Annotated in this window: 12 protein-coding genes and 2 rRNA genes (1 of these 14 only partly in view); 5 read left to right on the forward strand and 9 right to left on the reverse strand. The window is 67.9% G+C overall.

The genetic code is table 11. The annotated features are described in order from the left end of the window. Window positions 1–9: 9 nt before the first annotated feature. The 7 genes from ACTWOL_RS14710 to mtnA all read right to left on the reverse strand — a co-directional run bounded on the left by ACTWOL_RS14710 (window position 10) and on the right by mtnA (window position 8,498). Entirely contained in the window at window positions 10–750 is a 741-nt protein-coding gene (locus ACTWOL_RS14710) for a response regulator (protein ID WP_474297144.1), read from the reverse strand. 183 nt (window positions 751–933) lie between these two features. Continuing rightward, entirely contained in the window at window positions 934–1,623 is a 690-nt protein-coding gene (gene hpf / locus ACTWOL_RS14715) for a ribosome hibernation-promoting factor, HPF/YfiA family (RefSeq protein WP_474301164.1), read from the reverse strand. A gap of 284 nt (window positions 1,624–1,907) precedes the next feature. Further along, a complete protein-coding gene (locus ACTWOL_RS14720; protein ID WP_474297145.1) occupies window positions 1,908–2,684 on the reverse strand; it encodes a ComF family protein in 777 nt (258 codons plus the stop codon). Between the two features lie 129 nt (window positions 2,685–2,813). Beyond that, on the reverse strand, window positions 2,814–4,652 hold the full coding sequence (locus tag ACTWOL_RS14725; protein WP_474297146.1) for an LpqB family beta-propeller domain-containing protein: 1,839 nt from the start codon (window positions 4,650–4,652) through the stop codon (window positions 2,814–2,816). After that, a complete protein-coding gene (gene mtrB / locus ACTWOL_RS14730; protein WP_474297147.1) occupies window positions 4,642–6,552 on the reverse strand; it encodes an MtrAB system histidine kinase MtrB in 1,911 nt (636 codons plus the stop codon). Before mtrB ends, ACTWOL_RS14725 begins: the two co-directional genes overlap by 11 nt. Before the next feature lie 97 nt (window positions 6,553–6,649). After that, on the reverse strand, window positions 6,650–7,339 hold the full coding sequence (gene mtrA / locus ACTWOL_RS14735) for a two-component system response regulator MtrA (RefSeq protein WP_219852863.1): 690 nt from the start codon (window positions 7,337–7,339) through the stop codon (window positions 6,650–6,652). 4 nt (window positions 7,340–7,343) lie between these two features. Then, window positions 7,344–8,498, reverse strand: a complete 1,155-nt coding sequence (gene mtnA, locus ACTWOL_RS14740; RefSeq protein WP_474297148.1) for an S-methyl-5-thioribose-1-phosphate isomerase — start codon at window positions 8,496–8,498, stop codon at window positions 7,344–7,346. Window positions 8,499–8,680: 182 nt separating this feature from the next. Between mtnA and ACTWOL_RS14745 the strand changes: the two genes are divergently transcribed. The 5 genes from ACTWOL_RS14745 (at window position 8,681) to ACTWOL_RS14765 (ending at window position 14,090) form a co-directional block, all read left to right on the forward strand. Then, entirely contained in the window at window positions 8,681–9,880 is a 1,200-nt protein-coding gene (locus ACTWOL_RS14745) for a DUF7847 domain-containing protein (RefSeq protein ID WP_474297149.1), read from the forward strand. Between the two features lie 4 nt (window positions 9,881–9,884). Next, the gene (locus ACTWOL_RS14750) at window positions 9,885–10,580 is read left to right on the forward strand and encodes a DUF4129 domain-containing protein (protein WP_474297151.1); all 696 of its coding nucleotides are present in this window, start codon (window positions 9,885–9,887) and stop codon (window positions 10,578–10,580) included. After that, window positions 10,577–11,788 (forward strand): DUF4350 domain-containing protein, encoded by a 1,212-nt coding sequence (locus tag ACTWOL_RS14755; RefSeq protein WP_474297152.1) that lies wholly within the window; start codon window positions 10,577–10,579, stop codon window positions 11,786–11,788. The genes ACTWOL_RS14750 and ACTWOL_RS14755 overlap by 4 nt, the downstream gene beginning before the upstream one ends. Then, window positions 11,785–12,768, forward strand: coding sequence for an AAA family ATPase (locus tag ACTWOL_RS14760; RefSeq protein ID WP_474297153.1), 984 nt, complete (start codon window positions 11,785–11,787; stop codon window positions 12,766–12,768). The genes ACTWOL_RS14755 and ACTWOL_RS14760 overlap by 4 nt, the downstream gene beginning before the upstream one ends. A gap of 470 nt (window positions 12,769–13,238) precedes the next feature. After that, window positions 13,239–14,090 carry a DUF58 domain-containing protein gene (locus tag ACTWOL_RS14765; RefSeq protein WP_474297154.1) on the forward strand — a complete coding sequence of 284 codons (852 nt, stop codon included), beginning with the start codon at window positions 13,239–13,241 and terminating at the stop codon, window positions 14,088–14,090. Window positions 14,091–14,256: 166 nt separating this feature from the next. Here ACTWOL_RS14765 and rrf read toward each other — a convergent pair. Both rrf and ACTWOL_RS14775 read right to left on the reverse strand, forming a co-directional pair. Beyond that, window positions 14,257–14,373, reverse strand: a 5S ribosomal RNA gene (gene rrf, locus ACTWOL_RS14770). An 83-nt stretch (window positions 14,374–14,456) separates the two neighbouring features. Then, a 23S ribosomal RNA gene (locus ACTWOL_RS14775) occupies window positions 14,457–17,325 on the reverse strand (it continues 253 nt past the right edge of the window).

Genomic DNA, 17,325 nt, shown 5'->3' on the forward strand with positions numbered 1-17,325 from the left:
GCCGCCGGGTCAGCGGATCTCGAGGATCTTCTCGCGCATGGCGTAAACGACCGCTTCCATCCGGGAGTGGAGCTGGAGCTTCTCCAGGATGTTGCGCACGTGGTTCTTCACCGTGTTCTCGGAGATGAACAACTCCTTGGCGATGTCGCGGTTGTTCATCCCTGTGGCCACCAGCTTGAGGACCTCCAGCTCCCGTTCGGTGAGCCGGGGCGCGGGCACCAGCCGGCGCTCGTCCGTGCGCTGGATCATCGACTTGAACTCGGTGAGCAACTTGGACGCCATGGAGGGGCTGATCTGCGACTGGCCGTCGGCAACGGCCCGGATGGCCGTCGAGACCTCGTCCGTGGAGATCTCCTTGAGGAGGTAGCCCGTGGCACCGGCCTTGATCGCGTCGTAGAGGTCGGCCTCCTCGTCGCTGATCGTCAACATGATGATTTTCGCGCTGGGGGCGACCTCCTTGATGGAGGTGCAGGCCTCGATGCCGCCCCGCTTCGGCATGCGCACATCCATCAGCACGATGTCCGGCAGCAGGTCGGCCGCCTTGTCGACGGCTTCCGCGCCGTCGCCGGCCTCACCGACGACCTGGATGTCCTCCTCGTGGGCGAGCACGATCTCGAGCCCGCGGCGGAAGAGGGCGTGGTCGTCCACCACGAGCACCCGGATCGGTTCCTTCCGGGAATCACCCGTCTGCGTACCGTCCGCGCGCTCGGTGTCGTCCCTGCCCTGCACCGGCCCGAAGCTGTCCGCCATCGTTCCTCCCCCTGAGGCCGTGGCCCTGGTCTCTGCGGTCTGCCAACCGCAGTCGACAGCGCACTGGTTGGCTCGGGTCGCCATGATTTCATGCCCGCACCCCCGCGCGGTGGCCCCGTGGTGGCACACAGGTGCCCCTGGGGGCGCACAGGGCGCTCCAGGGGCACCATCGGGAGGACGGGATCAGCCGCCGAGCGCACCACCGGCGCCACTCGACTCGCTCCCGGCGAACGGGTCGGTACGCAGGTGGATAACGCCGTAGTCGTACGCGTGCCGCCGGTAGACGACACTGGGCTCCTTCGTCTCGGAGTCGACGAACAGGTAGAAGTCGTGCCCGACCAACTCCATTTCGTAGAGCGCCTGGTCGAGCGTCATCGGGGCTGCCACATGGTTCTTCTCGCGGACCACCAGCGGTCCTTCGCCCTGTACTTCGAGCGAGCCGATCCTGGTGGTGGGCACGGTCTCGGGTGTCTCCTGGGAGACGGGCTCACCGCTTCCGTTCAACTGGGCCACGTTGGGCACGACATCCGCGACCTCGGCAGCCGACAGCCGGCCGTTGCCCCGGCGCGTGTGCCGCTTGTCGTGCTGCTTGCGCAGCCGCCCCTCGAGCTTGGCAGTGGCCAGGTCGAGCGCCGCGTACGGGTCGGCAGCAGCGGCCTCCGCCCGGATCACGGGGCCACGCGAGTGAAGGGTGATCTCCACGCGGTCGGAACGGTCTGCCTGCCGCGGGTTGTGCTCCTTGGACACCTCGACGTCGAGGCTGATCACCTTGCCGTCGAACTTCTGGATCTTGTCCAGCTTCAGCTTCTCGGTCACGTGCTTGCGGAACCGCTCCGGCACCTCGGTCTTGCGGCCCTTGACGACGATGTCCACGCAGAACTCCGTTCCCGGATTGCTCCGCATGCGCTGCGGAGCGTCTCCCTCTTGCACCAAGCTCCGGTCAGTGCCGGAGCCTCGGACTTGGCGACTTTCACCTCCTCCTCCCCCATCGGCAAGATCTCCACCCCACCAATTTTCGAGGTTCGGGGATTACGTCACGAACACCTGGCCTTAACTCGGCCATGTATTCGACGAAGACCAGAGTTCACCATTCCTCACCACCCGAACATAGCTCTCCCCGACCGTTGTCGGCACCCGCTACCAGCGCGTACGTCCATTCAGGTCCCCTCCCCCTCACCAGCTGCAACGTCCCGGCCACCGGGTCGGTTCCGGACGGACGTGAAGGACAGCGCCGGCGCGGCCACCACGGCCGCACTCATCCGGGCGATCGCCGACCGCGGTCCCGCACCGGAGGCCCGCAAAGCCCTCGCCGCCTCGGCCAGGGTGGCGCCCGTCGTCACCAGATCGTCCACCAGGACCGCTCTGCGGCCCTCCAGCAGCCGCTCGGCACCCGGGACCACCTCCAGAGCCCCGGCCATGTTCGCCAGCCTCAGGCGGGCCGTGAGGCCCGACTGGTCGGCCACCGGACGGCACTGCCGCAGGACCGGGAGCGCCGTGGCACGGACCCCGGACCGGCGCAGCGCTCCGGCGGCCGCCATCGCGATACGCCGTGCCGCGTCGTGCCCCCGGGCCCGCACCGCGTGCCGTGCCGACGGCACGGGAACGAGCAACAGCGGCTCCGGTCCACCCTCCGTGGTCGCCACGGCTTCCACCGCCCTCACGGCCCCGGCCAACGCACCGCCCAGTGCCCCGGCCAGCAACAGCGCACCCCGCTCCTTGTGTGCCAGCAGTACGGCCCGCACCGCGCCCTCGTAGCGGCCCGCAGCGAAGACCACGGGCAGTCCCGACGGCTCGGGACACGGTCGCACCCGCTGGGGCTCCCGGCCCGCCAGCTGCCAGGCACACTCCTCGCACAGACCGGTGCGAGGGCACCCGCAGCCCGCGCAGACGACCGGCAGCACCAGCCCTGCGATCTCGTGCCACCAGCCCCGCATGGTGTCCACTGTGCCGTTGCCGGAAGAGCCCCGCCACCCCTGTGGAAAACCCCGCGGGCATGCTCACGGGCACTGCCGAACGCGCTGTGACCAGCCGGTCCCCGCACGCGTGGCGGCGCCGGGCGGGCGCTATCCCGGATAGACGGGCGACGAGCCCTTGTCGATCATCGTCTGCCAGTTGGCGGAGGGCGCCAGCCGCACCAGTCCGTCGTCGGAGACGGCCACCAGCGGCTGCTCCTCGTCCTCGGTGGCGGCGACGGCGGACACCTTGTTCAGGCCCGGCACCCCGCCCGCGGGTGAGAGGGAGCCGTCGGTGGCGATGTAGCGCACCTGCTGCACGCCGCCCGCCTCCTTGCCGACCACCACGAGCCGGCTCGGCCCCGCCCAGGACACCGCGTTCACCGACTCCAGCCGGGGCGCGGCGGACTGCAGCTCGACCACGGAGACCGCGGTCGTCCCATCAGCGTTGACCCGGCGCTCCAACCGGCCGATCTTCAGCGAGCTCCGGCCCTCCTTCGACAGCAGCAGGGCTATCCGCACCCCGTCGGCCGACACCCTCAGCGACTCGATCCGGGCACCGTCGAGGCCGGCGACGCTCACTTCCTGGGGCGTACCCCGGCCACCCGCGAGGCGCAGCAGCTTCGGCGCCGCAGGGTTGCGGTCGGCCACCCACAGATCGCTCCGGTCCCAGCTGGGGGCCGACAACCCGTCCTGGGGCTTTCTGGCGGTGCTGTTCACCAAGGGGGTGCCGAGCTTCTCGTCGGAGATGATCGAGGCGGCGTACAGGTGCTGGCCGTCCGGCGACACGGCCGCGGCCCGCTGTTCGTTGCGGGCGACCGCGAGCGTCCCCAGATGCAGCTCACCGGTGCCGAACGGTCCGCGCACCGTGGTCTTGTCAGGCGTCCCCGAAGGGGACACGACGGCCATCCGTCCATCGGAGTCGACGAAGTACACGTTGTGCGCCCGCACCGACGGCCGCACCGGTGCGGAAGCCTCCGCCTGGTCGGCGCTGAGCACGCACAGCGTGGTGCCGTCCGAACGCTGCAGTTGCACCTGCTCGACGCGGGGCGACGTCAGACCACGCAGGGTCAGCAGCACCAGCGTCGCCATCTTCTGGCAGACGGTCCGCCCCGCATGGGCGGCCTTGTCGTTGAGCGGCACCTTCAGGACGTTCTGGTCGTCCGGGGTCAGGGACGTGGTGCCCTTGCGCAGCGCGGTGCCCTTGGGGAAGGGAGAGGTGACCACCGGCCCCAGCCACTTCGTCGGGCCCTCGAACAGGGCCGACACGGTCTGAGCGACCGGGTCCATCCGGGTCACCGGGTCCTGGCGCTGCCGGACGTAGACCGGTTCGGCGACCACCGACTGCTGACCGGCGGCGAAGTAGTACTTGTTGACCGAGCCGTAGTTGCGCTGGAAGTCGCTTTCCCCGAGCACCAGGCCCGGGGGGGCGTAGTCGATGCGCCACTCCTTGCCCTTGCCGTCCGGCCCGCTCTGCCGGACCAAGCTCAGCGATCCGCTGTACTGGGTGGGCGGCACCGCCTGATAGGCGTGCTGGGACACTGTCGCGATCTGCTCCCCCGAGAGCAGATAGCTGCGGCTGTCCTCGCCCGCCCCCGCCGCGGGCTGGGCCGGGTTCGGCGCCTCGGTCAGCACCGTCGTCAGCTCCTGCGGCCTCCATTCCTGGGCCGCCCGCTTGGTCAGGTACTTGCGTGCCGTCGCGAAGCTCGGATCGTCACTCGTCATGGCTTCCAGGAACCCGACGACGATCTCCTCTGGCGAGGCGTCCTCACGGGGCGCCACCGCGAGGACCCGCACCTGCGAATCCGCCCCCTTGGTGGCCTTCACCTGTTCGACGTCCCCGCTGTCCGGCATCGACGCACACCCGCCCAGCAGCAGTGCCGCACAGGTGGGCAGCGCGGCCGACCGCATCACGCGCCAACGGCCGTGACCACGACGATCAGCGCCCACGAGTCGAGTCCTCCCCCTTCGAGATCCGTCCGGCGCTGTCGCCGTCACTCGTCCGTTCGCCCGCCTGACGCGCCACGACCCGCGCACCGCTGCCCGGCAGGGCCGCCGGGTCCACAGGCGTCGACGGCTGTGCGTGGGCCGATGCCCGGGCGGGCATCGCTATCGGCGCGCGCTCCGCACCGGGCTGGGACGGCACAGTCGCCAGCCGCAGCGCGTTCTCGCCTGCCGTGTGGTCGGAGGAACGCTGCCGGGCCCGCCGGGAGTCCTCCGGTTCCAGGGGTATCGGCGAACCGCGCAGCGGCTCGTCCGCGGTGCGCGGCAGCGTCAGCCGGAACTGCGAGCCACCGCCCGGGTCGCCCCAGGCCTGCAGCCAGCCGCCGTGCAGCCGCGCGTCCTCGACGGCGATGGACAGGCCGAGGCCCGTGCCACCGGTGGTGCGCGCACGCGCCGGGTCGGCCCGCCAGAAGCGGTTGAACACGCGCGTCGCCTCGCCCGGCTTCAGCCCGACGCCGTAGTCCCGCACGGCCACGGCCACGGCACCGCCGGCGGCTGCCAGCCGTACGACCACATCGCGCCCCTCGCCGTGCTCGACGGCGTTGACCACGAGATTGCGCAGGACGCGCTCGATTCGCCGGGCGTCGGCCTCGGCGACCACCGGCTGCTCGTCACCGAGGACACGGATGCGGGTGCCCTTGCGCTCCGCCAGCGGCTCGGCGCCGCCGATCACCCGGCGCACGACGTCCCTGAGGTCTATCGGCTCGGCTTCCAGCGCCGCCGCTCCCGCGTCGAAACGGCTGATCTCCAGCAGATCGGAGAGCAGCGACTCGAAGCGGTCCAGCTGGTCCCCGAGCAGTTCCGCGGAGCGTGCCGTCACCGGATCGAAGTCGGCCCGGGCCTCGTGGATGACGTCCGCCGCCATCCGCACGGTCGTCAGCGGTGTACGCAGCTCGTGCGAAACGTCGGAGACGAACCGGCGCTGCATCCGGGAGAGGTCTTCCAGCTGCTGGATCTTGTGGTGGAGGTTCTGCGCCATCTTGTTGAAGGCCTCACCCAGCCTGGCGATGTCGTCCTCGCCGGTGACCTTCATCCGTTCCTGGAGGCGCCCGGCCGAGAGCCGCTCGGCGATCCCGGCGGCCATCCGCACAGGCGTGACGACCTGCCGCACCACCAGCCAGGCGATCGCGCCGAGCAGGACGACCACGAACAGGCCCGCAGTCGCCAGCGTCCCCTTGACCAGGCTCAGGGACTCGTCTTCCTGCGTCAGCGGGAAGAGGTAGTACAGCTCGTAGGCGTTGCCCGCGACGTCGTTGAGGCGCTTGCCCACGACCAGACCCGCCTCCGGATCCTTCGAGGGCGAGTACTTGATGCTGACGTACGTCTGGAACGTGCCCGTGCCCTGCGCGACCGAGTCGCGCAGGTCCTGGGGAATGCTCGTCACATCCACGTTGCCGGACGCCCTGGGGCCCCGGCTGGTGCCCGCGTCGCTGGAGTCCGGGCTGAGCGCCACCACGTGGTACGCGCCCTGGCCGCCACTGGCCAGCTGCTTCACGAGCTCGGACCGCCAGTTCACGGCGCCACGGCCGGGCCTGCCGTCGGTCGCGTCACCGTCCGGCCCGCCGAGCGCGACCGGCCCGCTCGCCTTGTCCTGGGCCGCGGCGAAACCACCGGCGGCCTGGCTCTGCGCCGCCTGCTCCTTGGCGTCCAGCAGCCCGTTGCGGACCTGGCCGATGACGACCAGCCCGAGCAGCAGCACCACGCCCAGCGACATCAGCAGCGTGCTCACCACGACGCGCAGCTGGATGTTCCGCCGCCACAGCCGCACCGCGGGCAGCAGCGGGCGGCGGATCAGGCGCATGGCGAGCCGGAGCACCGGTCCACCCGGCGCCCCGGTCTGGAACACCCTGCCTACGCGTGAAGGCCCACGACCCGCTTCGGCAGCCCGCCCCGTACGGACTCCCGGCCCCCCGGGTTTCGGAGCAGCACTGCCCACGGTCATGTCAGCTCGGCCCTGCCTTGTAACCGACACCACGGACGGTCACCACGATCTCCGGCCGCTCCGGGTCCTTCTCGACCTTGGAGCGCAGCCGCTGCACATGGACGTTCACCAGCCGGGTGTCGGCGGCATGGCGGTAGCCCCACACCTGCTCGAGCAGCACCTCGCGGGTGAACACCTGCCACGGCTTACGTGCCAGCGCGACGAGCAGATCGAACTCGAGCGGAGTGAGCGCGATCGACTGCCCGTCCCGCTTCACGGAGTGACCGGCCACATCGATGACCAGGTCGCCGATGGTGAGCTGCTCGGGAGCGGGCTCCTCCGACCTCCGCAGCCGCGCCCTGATGCGGGCGACGAGCTCCTTCGGCTTGAACGGCTTCACGATGTAGTCGTCCGCGCCGGACTCCAGCCCGACGACCACGTCTACGGTGTCGCTCTTGGCGGTGAGCATGACGATGGGCACACCCGACTCGGCCCTGATCAGCCGGCACACCTCGATACCGTCCCTGCCGGGCAGCATGAGGTCCAGCAGCACCAAGTCCGGCTTGGCCTCCCGGAAAGCGGCAAGAGCCTTGTCGCCGTCCGCTACGAACGACGGCTCGAACCCTTCACCACGCAGCACAATCCCGAGCATCTCGGCCAGTGCGGTGTCGTCATCGACGACAAGGACGCGTCCCTTCATATTCGACATCATCCCATTAGCTCATCGTTACCTGGCGTGACCTGGCACACAGCTCCGCGATTCCGGCCCCTGTGACCGGGGACGAAACGCCTTCCTCAGTGACGAGAGCCGTCACGAGCTCGGGCGGTGTGACATCGAACGCAGGGTTGTACACCGACGTGCCCCTCGGCGCCAGCCTCAATGCCTCCACCCGGCCGCCCGGGCTTTCCCCGGCCGCCGGAACGTGTGGCGCGTACATGTCCGTCACCTCCTGCCCCGCCCTCTGCTCCACCTCTATCGACGCCCCGTCCGGGGTCCGCAGGTCCACCGTGGTGGTCGGCGCCACCACGATGAACGGCACATGGTGGTACTTGGCCAGCACCGCCAGTGGATAGCTCCCCACCTTGTTGGCCACGGAGCCGTCCGCGGCGATCCGGTCGGCGCCGATCAGCACGGCGTCCACCTGTCCCGCCGCGAACAGGGAACCGGCCGCGTCATCCGTGAGCAGCGTGTACGCCATTCCGTTCACGGCCGCCTCGTAGGCGGTGAGCCGCGCGCCCTGCAGCAGCGGACGAGTTTCGTCCACCCACAGTGTGCGCAGTCGGCCCGCGCGATGCGCGGCGAGCGCCACCGCGAACGCCGTCCCCTCACCGCCCGAGACCAGGCGTCCCGTATTGCAGTGGGTCAGTATGCGGTGGTCGCCGGCCGGCAGCAGCTCACCGAGCAGCGCGAGACCGTGGCGCGCCATCCGGGCGCTGGCTTCGGCGTCCTCCCGGTGCAGTGCCTTCGCGGAGGCAAGCACGGCCGCCGCCGCCTCCCGGGCACCGGCGCCTCCACCGACCGCCTCCCGGTGGGCCGCGGCAGCCCGCCGCACCCCGTAGCCGAGATTCACCGCGGTGGGCCGCGCCCCTTCCAGTGCGGCCGCGGCATCGTCGACGTCGTCCCCGCGCACCGCAGCGAGGGCAACCCCGTACGCACCGGCGATCCCGAGCAACGGCGCCCCACGCACAGCCAGCGCCCGGATGGCCCGGACCAGCGCCGGAACGTCGCCACAGACGAGCTCGACCTCCTCGGCCGGCAGCCGGGTCTGGTCGAGAAGGACCAATACGGGTCCTTTGGGACGATCGTCCCAACGCAGTGACGGCAATGGGTGCTCCACTCCGTGAGGCACCTGATTCTGCTGATCAGCCATTCGCCCAGTCTGCCCGCTGTGGCACGCACAATGAAGGTGAAAGCGATGATCCAGGGCCCGGTCCACCTGCGAGCGGCGCGTGGCACGATGGCTGCCGGCTTCCCGTCACACGGGCGGAGAGGCATCAGGACGGAGTCGGCTCGCCAGGCCGGCCCCATGAGCACTCCACGAGGTGGACGACTGTGAACGACACTCCGGGCTGGGCCTCGCCCGGCTCCGTGCCCCCCGACGGCCAGGACTCCGGAGTTCAGCAGCCCGCCGACGCGGCCGTGCCCGCCTCGAAGTGGTCCCAGCAGCAGCCGCCCGCCGGTCAGTGGACCCCGCCCACGCCGCCCGGCGGCGGGCCCGTGCCTCCGGTCCAGCCCGGCTGGGGCGGCGGACAGCCGCCCGGTGGCTGGGGTGCTCCGCACGCCGCCAAGCCCGGAGTCATCCCCCTGCGCCCGCTCGGCGTGGGCGAGATCCTCGACGGCGCGGTGTCGACGCTCCGTGCGCACTGGCGGACCGTGCTGGGCATCACGATCACGATGTCCGTACTCGCGCAGACGGCGAGCATCCTCGCCCAGCGCTACCTGGTCCCGCGGGCCCCCGCCCCTGACCCGGACGCGACTCCCGCGGAAGCCCTCAACCAGCTCGTCGACAGCACGCAGACCAACCTGATCGCCACCATCCCGTCCCTGGTCATCGCGCTGATCGCCACCCTCGTCATCACCGCGCTGCTCACCATCGTGATCAGCCGCTCCGTCCTGGGGCGCCAGGTCAGCCTCGCCGACGCCTGGAGCGAGGCCCGGCCGCGGATGATCCCGCTCCTCGGGCTGACCCTGTTCATGGTGCTGATCTGCACGGGCGTCATCGCCGTGGGGTTCCTCCCCGGCGTACTGATCGACTCCGCGCTTCTCGGTGCGCTGGGCGCCCTCGCCGGAGTACTCGTCGCCGTCTGGCTCTGGGTCCGCTACGCCCTCGCCTCGCCGGCTCTGATGCTGGAGCGGCAGGGCATCATCCCGTCCATGCGCCGCTCCGCCAAGCTGGTCCGCGGCGCCTGGTGGCGTACGTTCGGCATCCTGCTGCTGGTACTGGTGCTGACGTTCATCGTCTCGATGATCATCGAGATTCCGTTCACCCTGATCGCCTTCATAGCTGACGGCAACGGGTTGAGCGGAATGCTCGACGGCACCGGACCCGAGTTCGGCTGGCCCTTCCTGATCATCACGGGCATCGGCGCCGTCATCGCCTCGTCCATCAGCTACCCGATCTCCGCCGGAGTGACGGTGCTCCTCTATGTGGACCAGCGCATCCGCCGCGAGGCCCTCGACCTCGAACTGGCCCGGGCCGCCGGCGTCCCCGGCTACAGTGCGCCGAGCGGCGACGAGACGACCAGGGGCTGAGGCCGTGTCGGTCACGGGGGGCACCAGTGCCGCGCGCCTGCTGCCGCGCGCCGACGACGTACCCGGCCTACCGGTGGACATCCCACGCGTGCCTGCCCGGGAGGCTGCCGAGCGCGAACTGTCCAGGCCGATGTACCACGAGAACGACCCGAACCTCATCCAGCGTGCCCTCGACCGCTTCTGGGAGTGGATCGACGGCATCTTCGACAGCGCGTCGGGGGTGGCTCCGGGAGGGGCGCTCGGGCTCGTCGTCATCATCATGATCGTCGTCGCCCTTGCCGCCGCGCTGTGGTGGCGGCTGGGCACTCCGCGGCGCGCACTCGCCTCCCGTGACGCTCTTTTCGACGAGGGCCCCCGCAGCGCCGCCCAGCACCGCGCCGCCGCTGACGAACAGGCCGCCGCCGGCCTCTTCAACCAGGCAGTCCAGGAACGGATGCGTGCCATCGTCCGTGCGCTGGAGGAGCGGACCCTGCTCGAGCCACGCCCTGGCCGCACCGCCGACGAGGCCGCGGCGGAAGCCGGCCGATCCCTGCCCGACAACGCAGCCGCATTGCACGAGGCGGCACGGTCCTTCGACGCCGTCACATACGGCGGCCGCACGGCCGACCAGGAGACATATCTGCGCCTCAAGGACCTCGACGAGCGGCTGGAGGCCACCAAGCCGCATCTCAGCGCCGTGTCCCGAGGAGCAGCCGAGTGAGCGCGCCCACGACCGGCACCCCGTCCGCCCCGACCGCGATGTCCCTCAACGCCCGCCAGATCTGGACCCGTACACGGGGTGTACTGCTCGCTCTCGTCATCCTCACCGCCGCCGGGATCGCCTTCGCCGCCATGCGCTCCGGGGAGCAGCACGGCCGGCTCGATCCCCGGTCCGCGGACCGTCCGGGCAGCCGGGCCGTGGCTGAACTGCTCAGGAGCCGAGGGGTCGACACCCGCGTGGTCACCACCCTCGACGAGGCGACCGCGGCCACGGGGCCCGACTCCACGCTGCTGGTGGTCACACCGGATCTGCTGACGGAACACCAGCAGCAGGCTCTGCGCGCCGCCATGGCGCCGTCGGGCGGCCGCACGGTCCTCGTGGCTGCCGGATCGCCGTCGGTGGAGATCCTCGCCCCCGGCGTACGGGCTGCCGCGCACACGTCCGTCACCGCCCGCGCACCCCAGTGCACCTATCCAGCCGCCATGCGTGCCGGGAAGGCCGACGTCGGCGGCGAGCGGTACACGGCGGACGACCTGCTCGACACCGACGCGTGTTACCTCAGCCGCGGGCTGCCCAGCCTGCTCAGGATCGAAAACCCGAAGGGCGGTGACACCGTCCTGCTCGGCTCTCCCGACGTCCTCTACAACGAGCGCCTCGACAGGGAGGGCAACGCCTCGCTCGCCCTCCAACTCCTCGGTTCGCGGCCTCATCTGGTCTGGTACCTCCCCTCACTGAGTGATGCATCCGCCCCCGATGACGATGACGAATCGGGTGCGAGCACCCTCGCCGATCTGATCCCCGGCGGCTGGCTGTGGGGCGCGCTGCAACTTCTCATCGCCGCGCTGCTCGCCGCCGTCTGGCGCGCCCGACGACTCGGACCCTTGGTGACGGAGCGTCTGCCCGTCGCCATCCGCGCTTCGGAGTCCACCGAGGGACGGGCCCGCCTCTACCGCAAGGTCAACGCCCGCGACCGGGCTGCTTCCACGCTCCGTTCCGCCACCCGCTCCCGTCTCGCCCCTCTGCTCGGCATCGCGTCGGCAGACGCGCACTTCCCCGATGTCCTGCTCCCTGCCGTGTCCGCGCATCTCGCGGACGGGGACCGGGATCTGAGGGCCCTGCTCTTCGGCCCGGCTCCCTCCGGCGACGCCGAACTGATCCGCCTGTCCGACCAACTCGACGCCCTCGAAAGAGAGGTACGCACCTCATGAGCGCCCCGACCCCCGAGACCGCAGAGGACTCGGACAGCGCACGCGCCTCCCTGGAGGCCCTGCGAACCGAGATCGCGAAGGCCGTGGTCGGCCAGGACTCCGCAGTGACGGGACTCGTCGTCGCCCTGCTGTGCCGGGGTCATGTGCTCCTCGAAGGAGTCCCCGGTGTCGCCAAGACACTGCTCGTCCGCGCTCTGGCCGCGTCTCTCGAACTGGGCACCAAGCGCGTCCAGTTCACCCCTGACCTGATGCCCAGCGACGTGACCGGGTCTCTGGTCTATGACGCGCGGACCGCGGAGTTCTCCTTCCAGCCGGGTCCCGTGTTCACCCATCTGCTGCTGGCCGACGAGATCAACCGGACGCCTCCGAAGACCCAGTCCTCGCTGCTCGAGGCCATGGAGGAGCGTCAGGTCACGGTCGACGGCACTCCGCGCCCGCTGCCCGACCCGTTCCTGGTGGCCGCGACCCAGAATCCGGTCGAGTACGAAGGCACGTACCCCCTCCCCGAGGCCCAGCTGGACCGCTTCCTCCTCAAGCTGACGGTGCCGCTGCCTTCACGCCAGGAGGAGATCAACGTCCTCGCCCGTCATGCTGAGGGCTTCAACCCACGGGACCTGCAGGCCGCGGGAATTCGCCCGGTCGCCGGACCGGCCGACCTCGCCGCCGCCCGCGCAGCAGTCGCGAAGACCTCGGTGTCCCCCGAAATCGCCGGCTACGTCGTCGATATCTGTCGCGCCACCCGTGAATCCCCCTCGCTCACCCTCGGCGTCTCTCCTCGCGGAGCCACCGCGCTGCTTTCCACCGCCCGAGCCTGGGCCTGGCTCACAGGCCGCGACTACGTCATTCCGGACGATGTGAAGGCACTCGCCCTACCCACCCTCCGGCACCGCATCCAACTGCGCCCCGAGGCGGAGATGGAGGGTGTCACCGCAGATTCCGTCATCTCCGCGATCCTCACCCACGTCCCCGTCCCCCGCTGAGGCAGTGCATCGTGGCCCTCACCGGACGAACCGCTCTCCTTGCCGCTCTCGCCTCCGTCCCCATCGGTGTGTTCGCACCCAGCTGGGCGGGACTCCTGGCCGTCAACGCACCACTCTCCGTAGCAATTCTGTGCGACTACGCACTGGCCGCACCAGTGCGCAGGCTCCAGTTCACCCGATCTGGTGATACATCAGTTCGACTCGGTGGCAGCGCTGCAGTCCAGCTCACCGTCACCAACCCGTCCGGCCGCCGTCTGCACGCAGACCTCCGCGACGCCTGGCCGCCCAGTAGTTGGGTGCCTGGCACGGAACAGGCCGCGTCCCGACACAAGGTGACGGTCCCAGCAGGTGAGCGGCGCCGCGTCTCGACGACCCTGCGTCCTACACGCCGCGGCGACCGGCAAGCGGACCGCGTCACCGTCCGCTCCTATGGACCTCTCGGCCTGGCGGCGCGCCAGGGAAGTCACCAAGTGCCGTGGACCGTTCGCGTGCTGCCTCCGTTCACCAGCCGCAAGCATCTGCCTTCACGGCTCGCCCGGCTGCGCGAGCTCGACGGCCGCACCAGTGTGCTCACCCGGGGTGAAGGAACCGAGTTCGACAGCCTGCGCGACTATGTCCCCGGCGATGACACCCGCTCGATCGACTGGCGCGCCACGGCCCGCCAAAACACCGTCGCCGTACGAACCTGGCGTCCCGAACGTGACCGCCACATCCTCATCGTGCTGGACACCGGGCGGACATCCGCGGGCCGCGTCGGCGACGTGCCCCGTCTGGATGCGGCCATGGACGCCACACTTCTCATGGCGGCACTCGCGACCAGGGCCGGGGATCGCGTGGACCTCCTCGCCTACGACCGCCGCATCCGGGCACAGGTCCAGGGCAGAACGGCAGGCGAGGTGCTCCCCTCGATGGTGAACGCCCTCGCACCGCTCGAACCCGAGCTCGTGGAGACCGACGCCCGCGGCCTGAGCGCCGCCACGCTGAAGCATGCCCCGAGGGGCTCCCTGGTCGTCCTGCTGACGAGCCTCGACGCCGCTCCGATCGAGGAGGGCCTGCTGCCTGTCCTTCCTCAGCTCACTCAGCGCCATACGGTGCTCCTCGCGTCGGTCGCCGATCCTCACATCAAGGAGATGGCGACCGGTCGGGGCACCTTGGAGGCGGTGTACGACGCTGCTGCAGCCGCCCAGGCCCAGGCCCAACGCCGTCGCACCGCAGAGCAGCTGCAACGGCACGGAGTGACTGTCGTGGACGCCACCCCGGACGATCTCGCTCCCGCCGTCGCGGACGCCTATCTGGCGCTGAAGGCAGCTGGCCGGCTGTAAGAAGCGGAGGCTGGTCTGATGGGGCCCTGGTCCCCCTGCGGATCGGCAAAGACCTCATCGGACCAGAACACGGATGAAGTGGGTGCTCTGGGGGTCGTGCCCCTAAGGACCGGAAACGCAGAAAAGCCCCGTACCATCAATGGTACGGGGCTTTCCCGGAAAAATTGTTCGGCGGCGTCCTACTCTCCCACAGGGTCCCCCCTGCAGTACCATCGGCGCTGAAAGGCTTAGCTTCCGGGTTCGAAATGTAACCGGGCGTTTCCCTAACGCTATGACCACCGAAACACTATGAAGAAATCAAACACCACCGGCATAAACGGGGGCGTGTTCGTTACTTCAGAACTAACACAGTGGACGCGAGCAACTGAGGACAAGCCCTCGGCCTATTAGTACCGGTCAACTCCACACGTTACCGTGCTTCCATATCCGGCCTATCAACCCAGTCGTCTACTGGGAGCCTTACCCCATCAAGTGGGTGGGAGTCCTCATCTCGAAGCAGGCTTCCCGCTTAGATGCTTTCAGCGGTTATCCCTCCCGAACGTAGCCAACCAGCCATGCCCTTGGCAGAACAACTGGCACACCAGAGGTTCGTCCGTCCCGGTCCTCTCGTACTAGGGACAGCCCTTCTCAAGACTCCTGCGCGCGCAGCGGATAGGGACCGAACTGTCTCACGACGTTCTAAACCCAGCTCGCGTACCGCTTTAATGGGCGAACAGCCCAACCCTTGGGACCGACTCCAGCCCCAGGATGCGACGAGCCGACATCGAGGTGCCAAACCATCCCGTCGATATGGACTCTTGGGGAAGATCAGCCTGTTATCCCCGGGGTACCTTTTATCCGTTGAGCGACGGCGCTTCCACAAGCCACCGCCGGATCACTAGTCCCGACTTTCGTCCCTGCTCGACCCGTCGGTCTCACAGTCAAGCTCCCTTGTGCACTTACACTCAACACCTGATTGCCAACCAGGCTGAGGGAACCTTTGGGCGCCTCCGTTACTCTTTAGGAGGCAACCGCCCCAGTTAAACTACCCATCAGACACTGTCCCTGATCCGGATCACGGACCCAGGTTAGACATCCAGCACGACCAGAGTGGTATTTCAACGACGACTCCACAACCACTGGCGTGGCCGCTTCAAAGTCTCCCACCTATCCTACACAAGCCGAACCGAACACCAATATCAAACTGTAGTAAAGGTCCCGGGGTCTTTCCGTCCTGCTGCGCGAAACGAGCATCTTTACTCGTAGTGCAATTTCACCGGGCCTATGGTTGAGACAGTCGAGAAGTCGTTACGCCATTCGTGCAGGTCGGAACTTACCCGACAAGGAATTTCGCTACCTTAGGATGGTTATAGTTACCACCGCCGTTTACTGGCGCTTAAGTTCTCAGCTTCGCCCCACCGAAATGGAGCTAACCGGTCCCCTTAACGTTCCAGCACCGGGCAGGCGTCAGTCCGTATACATCGCCTTACGGCTTCGCACGGACCTGTGTTTTTAGTAAACAGTCGCTTCTCGCTGGTCTCTGCGGCCACCCCCAGCTCACCGAGTAAATCGGATCACCAGACGTGGCCCCCCTTCTCCCGAAGTTACGGGGGCATTTTGCCGAGTTCCTTAACCATAGTTCACCCGAACGCCTCGGTATTCTCTACCTGACCACCTGAGTCGGTTTAGGGTACGGGCCGCCATGAAACTCGCTAGAGGCTTTTCTCGACAGCATAGGATCATCCACTTCACCACAATCGGCTCGGCATCAGGTCTCACCCTGTATGAGAGACGGATTTACCTATCTCTCGGGCTACACCCTTACCCCGGGACAACCACCGCCCGGGCTGGACTACCTTCCTGCGTCACCCCATCACTTACCTACTACCACCTTGGATCAGCGGCTCCACCACTCCCCCTCACTCCGAAGAGATCAAGGGCGGCTTCACGGCCTTAGCATTAATGGATTCGATATTGGGCGCTTCAAAGCGGGTACCGGAATATCAACCGGTTGTCCATCGACTACGCCTGTCGGCCTCGCCTTAGGTCCCGACTTACCCTGGGCAGATCAGCTTGACCCAGGAACCCTTAGTCAATCGGCGCACACGTTTCCCACGTGTGTATCGCTACTCATGCCTGCATTCTCACTCGTGAACCGTCCACAACTCGCTTCCGCGGCTGCTTCACCCGGCACACGACGCTCCCCTACCCATCACAGTCCCCGTTGGGGGTACATACTGCAATGACACGACTTCGGCGGTACGCTTGAGCCCCGCTACATTGTCGGCGCGGAATCACTTGACCAGTGAGCTATTACGCACTCTTTCAAGGGTGGCTGCTTCTAAGCCAACCTCCTGGTTGTCTCTGCGACTCCACATCCTTTCCCACTTAGCGTACGCTTAGGGGCCTTAGTCGATGCTCTGGGCTGTTTCCCTCTCGACCATGGAGCTTATCCCCCACAGTCTCACTGCCGCGCTCTCACTTACCGGCATTCGGAGTTTGGCTAAGGTCAGTAACCCGGTAGGGCCCATCGCCTATCCAGTGCTCTACCTCCGGCAAGAAACACACGACGCTGCACCTAAATGCATTTCGGGGAGAACCAGCTATCACGGAGTTTGATTGGCCTTTCACCCCTAACCACAGGTCATCCCCCAGGTTTTCAACCCTGGTGGGTTCGGTCCTCCACGAAGTCTTACCTCCGCTTCAACCTGCCCATGGCTAGATCACTCCGCTTCGGGTCTAGAGCGTGCAACTCAATCGCCCTATTCGGACTCGCTTTCGCTACGGCTTCCCCACACGGGTTAACCTCGCTACACACCGCTAACTCGCAGGCTCATTCTTCAAAAGGCACGCAGTCACGAGAACCTCCGAAAAGGTTCCGACGCTCCCACGGCTTGTAGGCACACGGTTTCAGGTACTATTTCACTCCGCTCCCGCGGTACTTTTCACCATTCCCTCACGGTACTATCCGCTATCGGTCACCAGGGAATATTTAGGCTTAGCGGGTGGTCCCGCCAGATTCACACGGGATTTCTCGGGCCCCGTGCTACTTGGGAATAACTCAAACGAGCCGCTGATGTTTCAGCTACGGGGGTCTTACCCTCTACGCCGGGCCTTTCGCATGCCCTTCGCCTACATCAACGGTTTCTGACTCGTCTCATCGCCGGCAGACGATGAAAGAGAAATCCCACAACCCCCACGACGCAACCCCTGCCGGGTCTCACACGTCATAGGTTTAGCCTCATCCAGTTTCGCT

This window comes from Micromonospora sp. IBHARD003 (assembly GCF_056106285.1).

What these genes read in the sequence shown, in the direction of transcription:
- ACTWOL_RS14710 (WP_474297144.1), bottom strand. Translation starts at nt 750, where the DNA reads ATGGCGGACAGCTTCGGGCCGGTGCAGGGCAGGGACGACACCGAGCGC.
- ACTWOL_RS14720 (WP_474297145.1), bottom strand. Translation starts at nt 2,684, where the DNA reads ATGCGGGGCTGGTGGCACGAGATCGCAGGGCTGGTGCTGCCGGTCGTC.
- mtrA (WP_219852863.1), bottom strand. Translation starts at nt 7,339, where the DNA reads ATGATGTCGAATATGAAGGGACGCGTCCTTGTCGTCGATGACGACACC.
- mtnA (WP_474297148.1), bottom strand. Translation starts at nt 8,498, where the DNA reads ATGGCTGATCAGCAGAATCAGGTGCCTCACGGAGTGGAGCACCCATTG.
- ACTWOL_RS14760 (WP_474297153.1), top strand. Translation starts at nt 11,785, where the DNA reads ATGAGCGCCCCGACCCCCGAGACCGCAGAGGACTCGGACAGCGCACGC.